Annotated in this window: 12 protein-coding genes; 10 read left to right on the top strand and 2 right to left on the bottom strand. The window is 70.4% G+C overall.

Annotated elements, in window-relative coordinates:
• Positions 1-166 precede the first annotated feature (166 nt).
• From AB0I69_RS15995 to AB0I69_RS15985, 3 genes are read left to right on the top strand one after another with little or no spacing between them, the layout of a single operon-like run.
• Entirely contained in the window at positions 167-2,260 is a 2,094-nt protein-coding gene (locus AB0I69_RS15995; protein WP_363096245.1) for a tetratricopeptide repeat protein, read from the top strand.
• Positions 2,257-3,945, top strand: coding sequence for a sulfite exporter TauE/SafE family protein (locus AB0I69_RS15990; RefSeq protein WP_363096244.1), 1,689 nt, complete (start codon positions 2,257-2,259; stop codon positions 3,943-3,945). The genes AB0I69_RS15995 and AB0I69_RS15990 overlap by 4 nt, the downstream gene beginning before the upstream one ends.
• Before the next feature lie 45 nt (positions 3,946-3,990).
• Entirely contained in the window at positions 3,991-5,613 is a 1,623-nt protein-coding gene (locus tag AB0I69_RS15985) for a serine/threonine-protein kinase (protein ID WP_363096243.1), read from the top strand.
• A gap of 4 nt (positions 5,614-5,617) precedes the next feature.
• Here AB0I69_RS15985 and AB0I69_RS15980 read toward each other — a convergent pair whose 3' ends face one another.
• Positions 5,618-6,424: an SGNH/GDSL hydrolase family protein gene (locus tag AB0I69_RS15980; RefSeq protein ID WP_363096242.1), complete on the bottom strand. Its 807-nt coding sequence runs from the start codon at positions 6,422-6,424 to the stop codon at positions 5,618-5,620.
• A 284-nt stretch (positions 6,425-6,708) separates the two neighbouring features.
• Here AB0I69_RS15980 and AB0I69_RS15975 point away from each other — a divergent pair, with 284 nt between their 5' ends.
• From AB0I69_RS15975 to AB0I69_RS15950, 6 genes are all read left to right on the top strand, one after another.
• Positions 6,709-7,917: a S8 family peptidase gene (locus tag AB0I69_RS15975; RefSeq protein WP_363096651.1), complete on the top strand. Its 1,209-nt coding sequence runs from the start codon at positions 6,709-6,711 to the stop codon at positions 7,915-7,917.
• Between the two features lie 280 nt (positions 7,918-8,197).
• Positions 8,198-8,518 (top strand): hypothetical protein, encoded by a 321-nt coding sequence (locus tag AB0I69_RS15970; RefSeq protein WP_363096241.1) that lies wholly within the window; start codon positions 8,198-8,200, stop codon positions 8,516-8,518.
• 370 nt (positions 8,519-8,888) lie between these two features.
• On the top strand, positions 8,889-9,728 hold the full coding sequence (locus AB0I69_RS15965) for a glycosyltransferase family 2 protein (protein WP_363096240.1): 840 nt from the start codon (positions 8,889-8,891) through the stop codon (positions 9,726-9,728).
• Complete coding sequence (locus AB0I69_RS15960; protein WP_363096239.1) at positions 9,725-10,726, top strand: glycosyltransferase family 2 protein; 1,002 nt, start codon at positions 9,725-9,727, stop codon at positions 10,724-10,726. Before AB0I69_RS15965 ends, AB0I69_RS15960 begins: the two co-directional genes overlap by 4 nt.
• Entirely contained in the window at positions 10,719-11,519 is an 801-nt protein-coding gene (locus tag AB0I69_RS15955) for a polysaccharide deacetylase family protein (protein ID WP_363096238.1), read from the top strand. Before AB0I69_RS15960 ends, AB0I69_RS15955 begins: the two co-directional genes overlap by 8 nt.
• Positions 11,512-15,345 (top strand): lipopolysaccharide biosynthesis protein, encoded by a 3,834-nt coding sequence (locus tag AB0I69_RS15950; protein ID WP_363096237.1) that lies wholly within the window; start codon positions 11,512-11,514, stop codon positions 15,343-15,345. The genes AB0I69_RS15955 and AB0I69_RS15950 overlap by 8 nt, the downstream gene beginning before the upstream one ends.
• Before the next feature lie 24 nt (positions 15,346-15,369).
• Here the strand turns inward: AB0I69_RS15950 and AB0I69_RS15945 are convergent, their stop codons facing one another.
• Positions 15,370-16,785 (bottom strand): xylan 1,4-beta-xylosidase, encoded by a 1,416-nt coding sequence (locus tag AB0I69_RS15945; protein WP_363096236.1) that lies wholly within the window; start codon positions 16,783-16,785, stop codon positions 15,370-15,372.
• Positions 16,786-16,973: 188 nt separating this feature from the next.
• On the opposite strand from AB0I69_RS15945, the gene AB0I69_RS15940 reads away from it, so the two are divergent.
• A complete protein-coding gene (locus tag AB0I69_RS15940; RefSeq protein WP_363096235.1) occupies positions 16,974-18,068 on the top strand; it encodes a DUF5925 domain-containing protein in 1,095 nt (364 codons plus the stop codon).
• The last annotated feature ends 8 nt before the right edge of the window (positions 18,069-18,076 follow it).

Raw genomic sequence — 18,076 nt, 5'->3', positions numbered from 1 at the left:
CCGACTGGCGCGGCCCGCACAGTACCTTCCCCCACGGTGCGGGCCGCGCCACCCCCACGTCTCACCCTCCTTGAGCAGTACGGCACTTGCCCCACGTATCCACATGCGTCCACCGATCCGCAGACCCACGGAACCACTGATCCACCCAGGCGATGGAGGAACCGGCATGGCCCCGCGCGAGAACGACAACGAGCCGACGGAGGGCAATCACGGCGAGACGCCGACGCCCGGGTCGGAGCGGGAGTGGGAGCGGCTGTGGGAGCAGGGCGAGGATTCGGGGGGCGGGGACGAGGACGCCGGAGTTGCGGGCACCGGGCCGGGAGACGGGCGGAGCGCGGACACCGTCACCGAACCGGACAGCGCGCGCGACCCGAAGACGACCGCCCGGCCGGAGGGTGGCCGGGACTCGGACCCGACCACCGGACTCGACAGCGCAGACGCCCCGAAGACAGCCGCCGTGGTGGCGTCCAGGACGGAATCAGCGCCGGCCGCCGGCTCGATTCGCGGCGCGGAACCGCAGGCCCCGGGCTCCGAGAGCTCCGAGACCACGGCCGACGCCCTCGGCGACACCCCCACCGATACCCGTGAAGCTCCGAGTCGCACCGCCGCCGAATCCCCCGAGCCGACCCCCACCGCCGACGACGCGACCCCAGCCCCAACTCTCGTGCACGGCAGTGCCGATGAACCGGCCCCGTCGCACAAGCACGCCCCCGCTGACGGGCCGGCCCCCACCCACAGCCACGCCACCGCCGATGGACTGGGCACCCCCCACAGCCATGACAACACCGACGGACCGGGCGTCCCCCACACCCACGATGGATCAGCCGCCCCCCACAGCCACACACACCCCGACGAGGACCCGGCCACCACTCCCGCCCTCCCCCACGCCGACGACGATCGCATCGCCGCCGTACGCCGGGTGGCCGCCGCGGGCCGTCGCTGGCGGGGCCTCCAACTCGCCGGTTGCGCGGCCCTGTTGGCCGTGGCGATGACCGCCGGGGCCATCGCCATCGGGGCGTCGAAGGACAGTGGCGCCACAGGTGTCGCGGCTGCCTCCAGTGCCGTGTCGCCGGAGTTGTTGGCCAGTGGGAGTCTGGACGCGAGTATCGCCGCGCTGCAGGCTCATCTCCGCACGCAGCCGAAGGACTTCGACGGGTGGGCGACGCTCGGGCTGGCGTATGTCGAGCAGGCCAGGACCAAGGGCGACCCGTCCCGGTACCCGCAGGCGCAGGCCTCCTTCCAGCGGTCGCTGAAGATCTCGCCCGACAACGAGAACGCCCTTGAGGGCCGCGCCGCGCTCGCCGCCGCCCGGCACGAGTTCAAGGAAGCCCTGACCTACGCGGACCAGGTGCTGAAGGAGAACCCGTACAGCGAGCGCGCCCTGTGCTCCCGTATCGACGCGCTCGTCGAACTCGGCCACTACGACCAGGCGTCGAAGGCCGCCGACCTCGCCGACGCCCGCAAGCCCGGCGTCCCGGTCTTCACCCGGTACGCGTACGTCCACGAGCTGCGCGGCGACGTCACCACGGCCCGCAGGGTCCTGGAACAGGCCCTCGCAGCCGCCACCTCCCCCGGAGACATCTCGTACGTGGCCGGCACGCTCGGCCAACTCGCCTGGAACCAGGGCGACTACAAGACCGCCCTGAACGACTACGGTCGCGCCCTCGCCGCCGACGAGAACTACCTCCCCGCCCTGGAGGGCCGCGCCCGCGCCCAGGCCGCCCTGGGCGACCGCGCCGACGCCATCAAGGGCATGGAGCTGGTCGTCTCCCGCTATCCACTGCCCCAACCCCTCGTGGAACTCGGCGAGTTGTACGAGAGCCGGGGCGCCGCGGGCGACAAGGCCAAGGCCGACGACCAGTACGCCCTCGTCGACGCCTGGATCGCCCTGGCCCGCGCCAACGGCGTCAACGCCGACCTCGACACCGCACTCGCCGCCGCCGACCACGGAGACATCAAGTCGGCTCTCAAGGCCGCCCGCGCCGAGTGGGCCCGCCGCCACACCGTGCACACCGCCGACGCCCTCGCCTGGGCCCTGCACGTCAACGGCCTCGACAAGGAGGCCCTCCCCTACGCCCGGCAGGCCACGGCCACCGGCTACCACAACGCCTCGTTCCTCTACCACCGCGGCACGATCGAGCTCGCCACGGGCCACAAGGCGGAGGGCCGCGCCCACCTGACGGCGGCCCTGAAGCTGAACCCGGGGTTCTCGCCGCTCGGCGCGAGCAAGGCCCGTAAGGCGCTGGAGGCGACCAAGTGAGGCCCGCCCGCCGCCTGTTCGCCTCCGCCGCGGCCGTCCTCACGGCCGCCGGCGCGCTCCTGCTGGTCCCCACGGCCGCCGCGAGCGCGCACCCGCTCGGCAACTTCACCGTCAACCGTTACGACGGTCTCGTCGTCGCCCCCGGGAAGCTCCGCGTCACCCACGTCGAGGACCTCGCCGAGATCCCGGCGACCCAAGTCAAGCCGGACATCAAGACGTTGGGCATGACGGAGTGGGCCCGGCAGCGGTGCGACAAGGCCGCCGAGGGCAGCAAGGTCACCGTCGACGGCCACACGGTCGCCCTCACGCCCGGCAGCAGTACCGCGCGCCTGCGGCCGGGGCAGGCCGGGCTCAACACCCTGCGCGTGGAGTGCAGTTCGACCGCAGCGCTCCCCAAGGGCAGCACGGTCACCGTCGGCTTCCACAGCGCGGGCCTGACCACCGGCCCCGGCTGGCGGGAGATCACCGCGCGCGCCGACCGGATGACGCTCACCGCGTCGGACGTACCGAAGAAGTCGGTGTCGCACGAACTCACCAGCTACCCCAAGGACTTGCTCTCCTCCCCCGCCGACATCACGACCGCGTCCCTGCACGCCCGCCCCGGCGGCCCGGCCCTCACGAACGACGACCAGTCCGCGTCGGGCTCGTCCGCCGCCTCCGTGCTTCCGCGCGGCGCGGACCGCTGGACGCAGGCCCTGAACAACCTGGTGGCCCGCCACCACCTCACGGTCGGGTTCGCCGCCCTCTCCCTGCTCATCGCCATCGCCCTGGGCGCGATGCACGCGCTCGCCCCGGGTCACGGCAAGACCCTGATGGCGGCCACGGCAGCCGCACGCGGCGGTCGCGCCCGCCTCAAGGACGTCCTCCCCCTCGCCGCCTCGGTCACCGTCACCCACACCCTCGGCGTGATCGCCCTGGGCCTCCTGGTCACGGCCGGCTCCGCCGCGACCCCCTCGGTGATCGCCTGGCTGGGCATCGCGAGCGGCGTCCTGGTCCTCTTCGCGGGCGGCAACCTCCTCCGCAGGGCCTGGCGCAACCGCCCACGCCCGCAAGCCCCTTCACACGGACACGGACCGCACGGACACACACACCCGCACCCCCATCCCCACCCCCACGATCACCAGCACGAGACCGTCGAGGCCCCGGAGCGCTCCCTGGTCCTGGTCTCCGCACACGCCGAAGCCGCGTCCCCCCACACCGAGGCCCACGCACACCCGCACCCGCACAGCCACGACGACGAACACCCCCATGACCACGAGCACGATCACGACCATGGCCACGCCCACGACGGCACCGTGGAACACACCCACGGCGGGTTCACCCACACCCACGACACCGCCCCCACCGTCCGCGGCACGATTCTGCTCGGTTTCGCCGGTGGACTGGTCCCCAGCCCCTCCGCCGTGGTCGTCCTCGTGGGCGCCGCCGCACTGGGCCAGGCCTGGTTCGGGCTGCTGCTCGTCGTCGCGTACGGCGTCGGGCTCGCCCTCACCCTCACCGCCGCCGGATTCGCCGTCGTCAAGCTGGGTACAGGGATGAACCGAGTGCTGGACCGGCGCCCCCGCTGGACCACCAGCCCCATGGCAGTCCTGGTCCGCCGGACCTTGCCGCTGGGATCGGCACTGGTCGTCGTGGCCCTTGGGGTCGGATTGGTGCTCAAGGGGGCGGCATCCGCACTCGGCTGAGCTAGGTTTGTGGAGAATTGGCCCGGATGCGAATGGGAGTCACCCATGCCCGAAGAACCGGGCACTGAACGTGTGATCGCGGGCCGCTACCGGCTCCTGTCCCCTCTCGGTGAGGGCGGCATGGGAACCGTGTGGCGGGCCCGCGACGAAGTGCTGCAACGCGAGGTCGCCGTCAAGGAGGTGCGCGCGCCGGCCGGACTGGCCTCCGGTGACGTGGAGCGGATGTACGCCCGGCTGGAGCGCGAGGCGTGGGCGGCGGCGCGGGTCGCCAACCGCAACGTCGTGACGGTGTACGACGTGGCCACGGAGGACGGCCGCCCCTGGATCGTCATGGAGCTGGTCCGGGGCGTCTCCCTGGCCGATCTCCTGGACGCCGAGGGCCCGTTGACGCCGCAGCGGACCGCGCACATCGGTGCCGAGGTGCTCGCCGCACTGCGGGCCGCGCACGACGCCGGAGTGCTGCACCGGGACGTCAAACCGGCCAACGTACTGATGTCGAACGACGGTCGGGTCGTACTGACCGACTTCGGTATCGCGATGGTGGAGGGCAGTTCGGCGCTCACCATGACCGGCGAGGTCATCGGTTCGCCCGAATTCCTCGCTCCGGAGCGGGCGTTGGGCCGTACACCGGGGCCCGAGTCCGACCTGTGGGCGCTGGGCGTACTGCTGTACGCGGCGGTCGAGGGCCACTCGCCGTTCCGCCAGAACACCCCGCTGAGCACCCTGCGCGCCATCGTCGACGAGGAGTTGCCGCCGCCGCGGCTTGCGGGGCCGCTCACCCCGGTCATCGAGGGACTGCTGCGCAAGGATCCGGCCGAGCGGTTGTCGGCCGAGCAGGCGGAGCAGGATCTACGGCTGGTCGCCGCGGGCGGCACTCCTCGCGCGAGCACCGGACCCACGACGCCGTACACGCCGACGATGGCGGGGCACCCGCAGGACAACTTCTCCCAGCAGGACTCGCGGACGCCGCCGCAGCCGGTACAGGGCTTCGGGCCGCCGCCCACCTCCTACTCGACGCCGACGGCCGCGGCCGAACCGCACCGCAATCGGCGGGCGGCCGCCGTGATCATCGCGGGTGTCCTGGCGCTGGCCCTGGCGATCGGCGGACTGACGTACGCGCTGCTGAACCGGAACAACGGGAACGCCAACGCGGGCAAGGGCACCAGCACCCCCAAGAGCCAGCCTTCGGACGGGACTTCGCCCAGCGCGAGCAGCCAGACCACGGCCGCGAGTCAGACGCCGAGCCCGAGCAGCAGCAAGTCGTCCTCGGCGCCGCAGTCGGTGAAGGCGACGGTGGCCGGCGCCAACACCGACTACTCCGGCACTTGCCCGCCGCCGAACGCGAAGGCGCCCACCTTCACGGCGAGCATCACGGTGGGGAAGTTGCCCGCGGAGGTGTCCTACCGGTGGGTGACGAAGACCGGTTCGGTCTCCAACCCGGGCTGGAAGACGCTGTCGTTCCCGTCGGGCGGCGGAAAGACCAAGCAGGACAGGGTGTTCCTGACGACGTACTCGAACAGCGGGACGTTCACGAACGAGATCAGTGTCGAGATCCGCAGCCCGGTCGAGACGACGTCCAACTCGGTGCCGTTCTCGGTGACTTGCCTGACGGAGACCCCGTCGGACGGGGCCTCCGTATCGAGCTCGGCATCACCTTCGGGCGGGTGAGAAGTCAGGCCACGCTGGTGAACACCGGTAGATAGCCGCCGGACTGGCCGGCCGCGGTCGGGTGGTACGACTCGGTGATGTTCAGCAGGTTGAGGCTGTGCAGCCAGGAGCTGCCGGAGCAGAGTTCGTGGCCGGTGAAGGTGGTGCGTACGTCGCCGAAGGTGAAGCCGTGGTCGGCGGCGCGCTTGGCGAGGGCTGCGTCCAGGTAGTCGGCCGCGCCGTTGATGGCGGTGCGCTTGGTCGCGGAGAGGCCGACGCAGGTGGTGCCGAGCTTGTAGAAGCGCGGGTAGCCGAGCACGACCACGTGCGCGGCGGGGGCTTTGGCGCTGATCGCCGAGTAGACCTTGTCGAGCAGGCCGGGCAGCGTCGAGTCGACGTAGGCCTTCGCGGTGGCGATCCGGGAGAGGCAGGAGCTGTCGGACTGGAGGACGCAGGTCGTCATGACGTCGGTGAAGCCGGCGTCGTTGCCGCCGATGGAGAGGGAGACGAGGGCCGTGGACGAGCTGAGCGGGCCGAGTTGACTCGCCAGAACATCACCCGTTCGGGCGCCGGAGCAAGCGGTGAAGTCGAACGTGGAGGGTGAGTGGGCGGCTGCCCAGAGGTAGGGGTAGGCCTTGGTGCTGCGGTCGCAGGACCCGCTGGAGCTGATGTAGGTGCCCGCGCCGACTCCGGAGGAGTAGGAGTCGCCGAGGGCCACATAGCCGCCGGTGGCGGCGAGTTGGGACGCCTGCGCCGTCATCGCCCCGGTGAGGGCGAGCGCGGCGGCGAGGAGGAGCGAGGTCACGTATGCCGTAAATCGGGAACGTCTCATGGAACCTCCCTTAGCAGGATCTCTGCCACAACTGTCGTACCAACTACGCGCATCGACGGGAAGTGTCCATGCCAATAGAGAGTCCGCGACGTGTTTGATTACGTGCTCATGACAGCTCTGTGACAGGCCGTCAACTCCCTTGAACCACACCGGTACATGACCCACGCTTTACTCAGCCTTGGTGCGGAACGCAACGCTCCAGGGCTGTGCGCACGACGACGCGCGCACCCCCACAGTCGCGCGCCGACCCGGGCGCGCGCCGCCTGGAGGAGGACTCCCTCGTAATGGCACTCCTGCGTAGCAACAAGCTCCGGCTCGCCGCGATCACCGGCGCCGCCACCGCCGCTCTCGTCGGCGGGCTCACCGCACTCCCCGCCCAGGCCGCCCCGGCCACGGGCACGGTACTGGCCGCCGGCTCCCCCACAGCCGTCGACGGCAGCTACATCGTCACCCTCAAGAAGAGCGCCGGCCTCAAGGCGTCCTCGGCCGCGGGCAAGGGCCTGGTCAAGGAGTACGGCGGCACGGTCACCAAGACGTTCGGCACGGTGCTGAACGGCTACACGGCAAGCCTCTCCGCGACCGAGGCCGAGAGACTCGCCGCCGACCCGGCCGTCGCCGCGGTGGAGCAGAACCAGCGCGTCCACCTGACCGACACCACCCAGTCCAGCGCGCCCTGGGGCCTGGACCGCATCGACCAGGCCGCGCTGCCGCTCTCGGGCACGTACACCTACCCGGACACCGCGGGCAGCGGGGTGACCGTGTACGTCATCGACACCGGCGTCCGGATCACCCACACCCAGATCAGCGGCCGTGCCTCGTACGGCTACGACGCGGTCGACGGCGACACCACCGCCTCCGACGGCAACGGCCACGGCACCCATGTGGCCACGACGATCGCGGGCTCGACGTACGGCGTCGCCAAGAAGGCGAACATCGTGGCGGTCCGGGTGCTGGACAACAGCGGCTCGGGTACGACGGCCGGGGTGATCGCGGGCATCGACTGGGTGACCTCGAACCACACCACGCCGGCGGTCGCCAACATGTCGCTCGGCGGCTCCGCCTCCACCTCGCTCGACACGGCGGTCGCCAACTCCATATCCAGCGGCGTGACGTACGCCGTCGCGGCGGGCAACAGCAGCGCCAACGCCTCCTCGTACTCCCCCGCCCGGGTCTCCACCGCGATCACGGTCGGCGCCACCACCAGCGCGGACGCCAAGGCCAGTTACTCCAACTACGGCTCGACACTGGACATCTTCGCGCCCGGCTCCTCGATCCTGGCCGGCTACAACACCAGCGACACCGCCACCGCCACCCTGTCGGGCACCTCGATGGCGACCCCGCACGTGGCCGGTGCCGCCGCCGTCTATCTCGCGGGCCACACCTCGTCCACTCCGGCCCAGGTCGCCACGGCCCTGGTGAACGGCGCCACTTCGGGTGTCGTGACCAGCGCGGGCACCGGTTCGCCGAACAAGCTCCTGAAGCTCGTCCCGTAACGCTCACCCGCCCCACCCGAACAACCGGTTCCCCGGAGGCAGCAGGCGCCTCCGGGGAACATTCATTCGGGGATGCGCGAGAACCGGTACAAGCGGCTTCCGCGCCTTGACGATCCCGGTCGGACGGGGTCACATTGAAGTCCGGCATCCGGCGCGCTGGGGGGCAAAGTCGCCAATGCAGACCTTACGTACCAAGAGAGTTCCCACGGACGGCGTCGAGCGTGCGCGGTCAGGACCGGGGAGGGACCTGGCACCACTGCTCGCGGGCGCGGCGGTTGCCGTGGGAGGGGTCGGCGCACTTCTCGCGCTCATCGATTCCGGATCACCACTGCGCGGCCCGTTCGCGCTGTTCTTCCTGTTCGCGGCACCGGCTGCCGCAATTGCCGCGGTATTGCGCGGACTTGATCCCTTCAGCCGTGTCCTCACCTCGGTGGCGGGCGCGGTGGTCGTCGACATGCTGGTGGCCCAGGGAATGCTGGCCGTGCACCGGTGGTCGGTCGACGGTGGAATCATCTCGGTGGCAGTGATCAGTGGCCTGATATCTCTATCGGTATTCACGCGGCATATGCGTGGCCGTACAACGGCAGACAAAGTAGTGTAACGGTCAAACCAACAAAAACGTGAGGCCTCGTTCCAGGCCTTGCCATACAGGTTCATTCATCAATACCGTCGTACATCTCACCCGCACTGGTCCATCATCGAGCGGCTCTAGGGGAGGGCTCAAGGACCGCGATGGATCCGGGGCGGGGCGCGGTAGGGGGGTGCCGTGCTCGGTGACCGTACTTGTGACCGAGTCGTGCCGCGCGGCCGGCTTTCATGTTTTCCCGGGGGTCGACCAGCTTTGCCAGCTCACCACGCGTGCACGGAGATCCATTTCTCCGTGTCGCCCGTGAGAACCCCCCTTTCGAACCGGAGCACAGAGCCGGGCCGCCCAGGGGCGGGCGGTCCGCCGGACGAGAGGGACCAGACTCGTGAGTTCTGTTCTGCGCCCAGCTGCATCGGGCCAAGATCCGTTAATGTCGGCCACATACCGGCCGATCTCCTCTCACCTGGCGATTACACCGCCGGTGAGCGTGGTGATTCCCGCCATGAATGAGGCGGAGAATCTCCCCTACGTCTTCAAGACCCTTCCCGCGTGGATACACGAAGTGGTTCTTGTGGACGGCAATTCCACCGACAACACCGTCGAGGTGGCCCGCGAGCTGTGGCCCGGGGTCAAGGTCGTCGAACAGCAGGGCAAGGGCAAGGGGGATGCCCTGATCACCGGTTTCGAGGCCTGCAGCGGCGACATCATCGTGATGGTCGACGCGGACGGCTCGGCCGACGGGCACGAGATCGTCAGCTATGTCTCCGCCCTCGTCTCGGGCGCGGACTTCGCCAAGGGCTCGCGCTTCGCCAACGGCGGCGGCACGGACGACATGACGTTCATCCGCAAGCTCGGCAACTGGGCGCTGTGCACGATCGTCAACCGCAAGTTCGGCGCCCGGTACACCGATCTCTGCTACGGCTACAACGCGTTCTGGCGGCACTGCCTCGACAAGATCGACCTCGACTGCACCGGCTTCGAGATCGAGACCCTGATCAACATCCGGGTCGTCAAGGCCGGCCTCAAGGTGCAGGAGATCCCCAGCCACGAGTACCTCCGTATCCACGGCACGAGCAATCTGCGTGCCGTGCGGGACGGTCTCCGGGTGCTCAAGGTGATCCTCAAGGAGCGCTCCAACCGGCGTGCGCTGCGCCGTCGTTCGCACTCCACGATGATCGACACCCTCGACCCGCAGCCCACCTCGGTCCGGGGAGAGGTGTCTTGAGCAGTCCCGACATCGCTGTCGTGATCTGCGTCTACACCGAGGACCGCTGGGAGGACATCCTCGCGGCGGTCTCCTCGGTGCGGGCGCAGTCACGGCCCGCTCTGGAAACGTTGCTGGTCGTCGACCACAACCCGGCTCTCCTGGACCGACTCACCAGGGAGTACAAGGACTTCGAGGAGACGGGCGAGGTCCGCGTGCTGGCGAACGCGGGCCCGCGCGGTCTGTCCGCGGGCCGCAACACCGGCATCGCCGCCTCGCGCGGCGAGGTCATCGCCTTCCTCGACGACGACGCCGTGGCCGAGCGGGACTGGCTGCGGCACTTCGCCGAGGCGTACACCGATCCGAAGGTGATGGCCGTCGGCGGCCGTACGATGCCGATCTGGGCGTCGGGCCGCCGACCGGCCTGGTTCCCCGAGGAGTTCGACTGGGTGGTGGGCTGCACGTACAAGGGCCTGCCGCCGGGCCGGGTCCGGGTGCGCAACGTCCTTGGCGGCAACGCCTCGTTCAGGCGTACGGCGTTCGACGCGGCCGGCGGCTTCGCGACCGGCATCGGACGCGACGGCGACAAGCGTCCGCTGGGCTGCGAGGAGACAGAGCTCTGCATCCGTCTCGCCCGCGCCAGACCGGACGCGGTCCTGCTGATCGACGACCGGGCGGTGATCCACCACCGGGTGCCCGAGGCGCGCGAGCACTTCGGGTACTTCCGTACGCGCACCTACGCCGAGGGCCTGTCCAAGGCGCTGGTGGCCCGAAGTGTCGGCGCGGACAAGGGACTTGAGTCCGAGCGCCGTTACACGACCCGGGTCCTGCCGGCCGGGGTGGTCCGCGGGCTGCGCGACGCCGTCCTGGCCCGGCCGGGCGGTGCGGGCCGGGCGGGCGCGATCGTCGCCGGGGTGTTCACGGCGGCGGGCGGGTATGTCGTCGGGAGCGTCAAGGCACGGCGGGGCGGGGCCACTTTCGAGGTGGTCGGGATCGAGCGGGGGGACGCGCATGAGTGACACACCGGTGCCGATCCTCATGTACCACTCGGTCGCCAGTGCCCCGAACGACGCCACCCGCGCCCTGTCCGTCGCGCCGGAGGCGTTCGCCGAGCAGCTGGCACTCCTCGGCGACCGGGGCTTCACTCCCGTCAACACAGCCGATCTGGCGGCGAGTTGGCGCTCCGGCAAACCGCTGCCCGAGCGCCCGGTCCTGATCACCTTCGACGACGGCTACGAGGGCGTGCACCGGCACGCCCTGCCCGCCCTCGCCCAACACGGCTTCGCGTCCACCCTGTTCGTGTCCACCGGCTGGATCCGGGGCGCCCACGACACCGGGGGCGGCCTGGACACCATGCTCGACTGGGACCAGGTGCGCGAACTCGCGCGCACGGGCGTCGAGATCGGCGGCCACAGCCACACCCACCCGCAGCTCGACCAGCTCGACGACGACTCCCTGCGCGCGGAGCTGGTCCGCTGCAAGGAGATCGTCGCCGACGAACTCGGCGCCGTACCGGTCTCGTTCGCGTATCCGTACGGCTACTCCAGCCGCCGGGTGCGCGGCGCGGTGCGGGAGGCGGGGTTCGCGCAGGCGCTCGCCGTCGGCAACGACCTCGCCCGGCGCCGGCAGGGGCCGTACGCGCTGCGCCGGGTGACTGTGCGCCGCAGTACGGGTGTCGAGGAGTTCGAGCGGCTCGTCGAGGGCCGTGCGATCGCCCGCAACTTCGCCAGGGACCGTGCCCTCACCCAGGGCTACGCCATCGTCCGCAGAGCTCGACAGGTCCGCCGGAAGGCCAGCCGTTCCCGTGTCTGACACGACGACCACCACCCAGGCCGCAGCGCCCGAGCCCGCGGCGCCCCAGCAGTCGGGGCGCCGACTGCGCCTGCCGGGGAGGGGCAAGTCCCCCGGCGGCAGCCCGCTGTTCCGCAACGCCTACGCCCTGATGCTGAACACCGGGATCTCCGCGGTGCTCGGCCTCGGCTACTGGCTGATCGCGGCCCACTACTACTCGCCCACCGCGGTCGGGCAGGGTTCGGCGGCGATCGCCGCGATGAAGCTGCTCGCCGGGCTCACCGCGGTGACGCTGACGGGCGCCCTGGCCCGCTTCATCCCGGTCGCCGGACGCGCCACCGGACGCCTCATCTTCCGTACGTACGCGGGCAGTTCGCTCGTCGTCGCGCTCGGGGCCGGGATCTTCCTGCTGACCCTGAACGACTGGGGACCCTCGTACCGCTTCCTGCACGGGCCGATCCCCGCGCTCGGCTTCGTCGTCGCCGTCGTGGCCTGGAACGTGCTCACGCTCCAGGACGGGGTGCTGACCGGGCTGCGCAGCGCGCCCTGGGTGCCGGTGGGCAACACCGTGTTCTCGGCGGTGAAGTTGGCGCTGCTCGTCGGGCTCGCGACGGCGCTCGCCACGAGCGGTGTCTTCGTGTCCTGGGTCGCCGCGATCGCGTTCTCCGTGGTGCCGCTCGGCTGGCTGGTGTTCCGGCGGCTGGTGCCCCGGCACATCAAGGCGACCGCGGAGCACGCGAAGCCGCCGACGCTGCGGGAGATCGGGCGTTTCCTCGCCGGGGACTACACCGGCTCGCTGTTCTCGCTCGCCGTGGTCTACCTCGTGCCGGTGATCATCGCCTCGCAGGTCAGCTCCGAGGACAACGCGTACTTCTACATCACCACGACGATAGGCGGCACGGTCAACCTGCTCGCCATCAACATGGGCGCCTCCCTGACCGTCGAGGGCTCGCACGATCCGGCGCGCATCGCCGCCAACACCCGGGCCGCGCTCAAGCGGATGGCCCGGATCATGCTGCCGATCTGCGGGCTGCTGTTCATCGGCGCCCCGTGGATCCTGGGCGTGTTCGGCACGGGCTACGCGGACGCGGCGACCCCGCTGCTGCGCTGGTTCGCGGTGGGCGCCCTGCTGCGGGTCGTCATGGAGACGTACTTCGCGGTACTGCGCGCACAGAGCCGGACCAGTGGACTCGCCTGGCTGCAGGGCCTGTTGTGCGTCCTCGTGCTCGGTCTGACACTGCTGCTGCTCCCCCGCATGGGCCTGACCGGCGCGGGCGTCGCCGAGATCTCCAGCCTCACGGTGATCGTGACGATCGCCGCGCCCAAGCTGTTCAGGACGCTCAGGGCCGCGCCACCGGCGGAACTCCCCGAGGACGCGGCACCCGACGGGGACCTCGCCGACCTGGGGGCGCGCGAGGTCCCCGCCACGCCGCGCAAGCGCGGCCCGGCCTGGGCGCTCGACTCCGACACCCTCGCGCTCGGCATCCATGTGGACTTCGACCACCTGGAACGACGGCCCGACGTACGCCCGGGCCCCGGCACCCCGCCCACCGGCACGCCCATCGTGTCCGGCGACCAGCGTCCGACCTGGGCGCTCGGCATCAAGCGGTCCGAGGTCGTGGGGCTGCCGGTGGAGGAGAGGGAACCCGGCTCGGAGTCCTCGGTGAGCCCGGTCGCGGAGCCGGAGGTGGACGCGCCGTTCGAACCCGCCAACGGCTCCGACCGCGTGGTCGTACCGGAGGCGGCGCTCGTAGCGGCAGAAGCACGGGAGACGGAGGCCCGGGAAGCCGAAGTCCCGCCGCCCGCCCGCCCGTTGTCCCTGCGTGAGCGCCTCGTACCCACGCGGCCCGGCGTCGTGCTCGGCTGTCTGCTGGTCGCCGCGCTGCTCCTGTACTGGGTGCCCGCGCTGCGGCTCGGCGAGTCCGATCTGGACCGCATGGGCGGGCTCGGCCTGATCTCGGTGCTGCCGCTACCCACGCTGGTCGGCGCCGCGCTGCTGATCACGGTGTTCGCCGCGCTGCTGTGGCTGGGCCGCGAACACAAGGCACTGCTCCTGATCACCCTGCTCGCGACCGTGATCTCACTGCACGCACTGCCCGCGGTGATCGAGACCGAGCCGCGTTTCCCGACGGCCTGGCAGCACCTCGGGTTCATCGACTACATCGACCGCACCGGGTCGGCCGTACCCGACCTGGACGCCCGCTGGAGCTGGCCCGGCTTCTTCGCGGTGGCGGCGTTCGTCGGCAAGGCGTGCGGGATCACCGACTGGTCCGACGTGATCCGCTGGTGGCCCACCGCCATCCAACTCGCCTATCTCGCACCGATGTTCCTGCTCGTGCGCTCCCTGCGGGCGAGCTGGCGGGCGAAGTGGACCGGCATCTGGATCTTCGTGCTCAGCGGCTGGGTGGGCCAGGACTACTTCTCCCCGCAGGGCTTCACCTTCCTCCTCTACCTGACCTTCGTGGCGATCCTCCTGGTCTGGTTCCGGGCGCCACACGTCCTGTGGACGAAGATGCGGCCCGGCGAGGCCGAGGTCGAACCGACCGACCGGCGCCAACAGGCCGTCCTGCTCCTGGTGTTGATCGGTCTGTTCGCGGCGAGCGTCCCGGCGCACCAGCTCACCCCGTTCGTGATGCTGGGCGTCCTCACGGTCCTCGTCCTGATCGGCCGCTCCGAACTCCGCGGCCTGCCCATCCTGTTCGCGGTGCTGGTCGCGGTGTGGATCGGCTTCATGGCCGAGCCGTACTGGTCCGGACACTTCAACGACCTCTTCGGCGGGGTGGGCGGTGTCGGCAGCAATGTCTCGACGTCCGTCTCCGGCCGTATCCAGGGCGGCAGTTCGACCCACAAGCTGGTCCTCTACACCCGCGTCCTGCTGGCCGGCGGCGTCATGGCCTTCGCCTGCTGGGGCTGGTGGCGCCGCCGCGACCACAAGTACCGCGAACGCTCCCTCCTCGTCCTCACCTTCGTCCCGTTCCTGGGCTTCGGCATGCAGTCCTACGGCGGCGAAATGGCGCTGCGCGTCTTCATGTTCGCGGTGCCGGGCGCGGCCCTGCTCGCGGGTCTCGCCCTCTTCCCGCGCACCGGCGCCACCGCCAAGGAGCGCGAGAAGGACCGGATGAGCCTCGCCCCCCTGGCCGCACTGCTCGCGGGCCTGCTGCTCATGGGCGGCTTCCTGGTGGCCCGTTGGGGCAACGAGGGCTTCGAGCGGGTCCGGCCCGGCGAGGTCGCCGCCATGAACTACGTGTACGCCCACGACAAGCCGACCGTACGGCTGCTGTGGCTGAGCGACGACACGGTCAACGACGTGACACCGGCGATGCCGTGGGGCGCGAAGGACATGGAACGCGTCAACTACGTGCCGACGCTGGCCCCTTCGGACCCGGTGCTGGTGTCCGGTCTGGTCAAGGCGCTCAAGGACGCGGGCCCGAACTCGTATCTGATGCTCAACAAGAGTCAGGTCGTCTCGCTCCAGCTGGACGCGGGCTACTCGGCGACCTGGGAGTCCCGGCTCATCCAGAACCTGGACAACCGGCAGGAGTTGAAGAAGGTCCTCGTCAACGACGACGTGACCATGTACGCGCTGCGCAAGCAGCCGGCCGGTGCGGTTCCGAAGCCCGATCCCGGGCCGATCGGACCGCAGATCACCTGGACGCCGTGGTCGGTGGTCGGCGCGCTGGCCGCCCTCGCGCTGATCCTGATGCTGACGGCCCGCGAGATCGTCCGGGTCGCGGTGCGGCCGAGTGTGCGTCAACTGCGGTGGCTGCAGAGCAGTTTCTGGTTCTCGCTGCCCCTGCTGGCGGTGCTGCTGGCCTCGCTGGTGCAGCGGTTCCTGACCATGAAGTAGCGGGGTCCTATGGGGTGAAGTGGCTTATCGCGTAAGCCACTTCACCTCGTACGCCGCCATGTCGAACTGCTTCCCGTCGACCTGCGCGCTGATCTGTCGGTCAAGGGTGTTCACGACCAGGACGGTCTTGTCGGTGGCGAGGACCCGTACGTTGGGCACGTCGTCGGCGGCGACCGACACGGTCGTGTACGTCGTGCCGGGTCCGAACGCGGCGTCGAACCGGGAGACCAGGTCGTACATCGGCAGTTGCTGCCCGCCGTCGGAGCTGTCGGTCGGCGTCCACAGGCAGCCCGCGCACTCCTTGCCCTTCTCCTCCTCCGGGTTCCAGTAGAAGCCGGAGGTGGCGCCGCCCTTGACCATGGCGATCATGCCGGTGGCCTGGACGGCGACGCGGTGGGTCTCGGACCAGCCCTTGCGGTCGTCGTTGCCGTCGGCGGGTTCGACGTAGTACTCGGCCCACCACAGCGGCAGGTCATGGGTCTGCTGCCGTACCCACTCGCTCACGGCGGTCAGTTTGTCGGTGGCCCCGAACTCGTTCGGCAGCAGGTCGTCGTCGTTGGTGTAGCTGGAGCCGTCCACGACCACGAAGTCCGCGCCGACCTTGTTCTTGTTCCAGTAGTCGAAGGCGTCGATGATCCGCTGGTCCATCGCGCCCCAGGTGCCCTTGAAGGTGCTGGAGGCGTTCGCGTCGCGCGGGTCCACGCTGTCCATCACCAGATACGGACCGCCGACCATGATCTTCGGGTTGACCTTCTTCAGCGCCTTGTAGACCAGGTTGTAGAGCTGGGTGTAACCCTCGTAGTCCCAGCGCTGTTTGGCGTCGTTCCAGAAGCCCTTGAACTCGTTCCACACGATGAAGTGGGTGACGTCCGGGTACCGCTTGGCGACGGTCGCGGCGAGCGCGGCGAAGTCCGCGTAGTGGTCCGGTTTCGGCGCCGTCTCCAACGAGGCCTGGCTCCAGTTGGTGTTGTCGACACCGGACTTGCCGCCCTTCATCCAGTCCGGGGAGCAGCACAGCGTGACGACGGGGGTGCCCCCCGACTTGCGGACGAAGTCGATACGGCGGTCGAGGGCGCCGAAGTCGTAACGCCCCTTCACCGGCTCGGGGTTGTCGGCGCCCCAGCCCATGATGGCCTGGTCCTGCGGCAGTTGGGACTTCGCCAGCAGTCCCTCGACGCGCTCGGTCGCGGTGTCACTGCCCTCGTCGGCGCTGTACTGGGTGTGGGTGAAGCCCCAGCCGACCTCCGGCTTGTCCTCGTCACGTGGGGTCGCCGGGGTGCCGTGCACCTTGTCGCCGTCGCGTGAGGTGCCCGCGGTGCTTCCGCCGCCGGGAAGCGTGTTGATCAGGGTCACGATCAGAGCCAGTGCGGCCACACCCACGCCGAGCAGCGCGGTGAGCCGCCACCGTCGTGCCCCCGAATTCCACCCATGACGTCCCATCAAGGGCAACAGTAACGTCGGTGCACGGCGGTGGGGCAGGCCTCCACATGCACAGGCTTGTAACAGGACCGAGGGGATACGCGACGGACACGGAGCGGACACATCGGATGCGGCGGGCGGACCCGACACTCGGGGGCGCACTGCGGAAAGCGGGTGCACGGGGCCTCCTCGTGCCGGATCATGGCCCCATGTCTGCTAACCCGCACGACGCTCTGCCGATCAGGCTCAACGTCGACGACTCCGACTCCCCGTCCGATGTCGTCGACGCGCTGTTCCTCGGCCGCTTCGCGACGGGCGAGCAGCCGTACTCGCACGCGGCGAACATCGACCGCGTACGGTCCGGGGCGACCCTGCTGCCGCCGGGCGCCCGTGTGCTGCGCGCCGCCCGCGACGACGACCGCAGCGCGACCCTCGCCGAGGGCGACGGCTGGACCCTGCTGATCTCCCGCTGGAACCGCGGCGCCGACGTCACGGTCACGGCGACCAGCGAGGAACTCGCCGAGAAGGTCCTCGACCAGGCGACCGACGGCGCGGCGGACGAGCCCGAACCGCAGCCGGAGAACGTGACGATGGGGTTCTGGTACGTCTCCCCCAGGCGCGGCCCGCACCGGACGACCCGGCAGATCTCGGCGGGTACGTGGGACGAGGTGCGCCCGAACTACACGGGTCCGGTGGCCGACGCGATGGACACCCTGATGAAGACGACCCCGGAGGACATCGCGGGCCGGCTGCTGTTGCTGCACGGCCCGCCCGGCACCGGCAAGACCTCGGCGCTGCGCACGCTGGCCCGGTCCTGGCGGGACTGGTGCCAGGTGGACTGTGTGCTGGACCCGGAGCGGCTGTTCAGCGACGTCGGCTATCTGATGGACATCGCGATCGGCGAGGACGACACGACGGGCAAGGGCCGCTGGCGACTCCTCCTCCTGGAGGACTGCGACGAGCTGATCCGCGGCGAGGCCAAGCACACGGCCGGCCAGGCCCTGTCCCGGCTCCTCAACCTGACGGACGGCCTGCTCGGCCAGGGCCGCAACGTCCTGGTCGGCGTCACCACCAACGAGGACCTGGAGCGCCTCCACCCCGCCGTGGTCCGCCCCGGCCGCTGTCTGGCCCGCATCGAGGTCGGCCCCCTCACCCGCAAGGAGTCGGTGAACTGGCTCGGCACGGAGGAGGGCGTAGGCCGCGAGGGCGCGACCCTGGCGGAGCTGTACGCGCTGCGCCGGGGCACCCAGCCGACCTCGGTACCGGACCAACGGGAGGGCGCGGACGCGGGGTTGTACCTGTAACCCCCTCC

Origin of the sequence: Streptomyces sp. NPDC050508 (assembly GCF_040655155.1) — a bacterium.
GTDB lineage: Bacteria > Actinomycetota > Actinomycetes > Streptomycetales > Streptomycetaceae > Streptomyces.
Note: the sequence above shows the minus strand (reverse complement) of the source record. Positions and strands in the feature narration are given on the sequence as shown.

What these genes read in the sequence shown, in the direction of transcription:
- AB0I69_RS15995 (WP_363096245.1), top strand. Translation starts at nt 167, where the DNA reads ATGGCCCCGCGCGAGAACGACAACGAGCCGACGGAGGGCAATCACGGC.
- AB0I69_RS15985 (WP_363096243.1), top strand. Translation starts at nt 3,991, where the DNA reads ATGCCCGAAGAACCGGGCACTGAACGTGTGATCGCGGGCCGCTACCGG.
- AB0I69_RS15980 (WP_363096242.1), bottom strand. Translation starts at nt 6,424, where the DNA reads ATGAGACGTTCCCGATTTACGGCATACGTGACCTCGCTCCTCCTCGCC.
- AB0I69_RS15975 (WP_363096651.1), top strand. Translation starts at nt 6,709, where the DNA reads ATGGCACTCCTGCGTAGCAACAAGCTCCGGCTCGCCGCGATCACCGGC.
- AB0I69_RS15955 (WP_363096238.1), top strand. Translation starts at nt 10,719, where the DNA reads ATGAGTGACACACCGGTGCCGATCCTCATGTACCACTCGGTCGCCAGT.
- AB0I69_RS15945 (WP_363096236.1), bottom strand. Translation starts at nt 16,785, where the DNA reads ATGGGACGTCATGGGTGGAATTCGGGGGCACGACGGTGGCGGCTCACC.
- AB0I69_RS15940 (WP_363096235.1), top strand. Translation starts at nt 16,974, where the DNA reads ATGTCTGCTAACCCGCACGACGCTCTGCCGATCAGGCTCAACGTCGAC.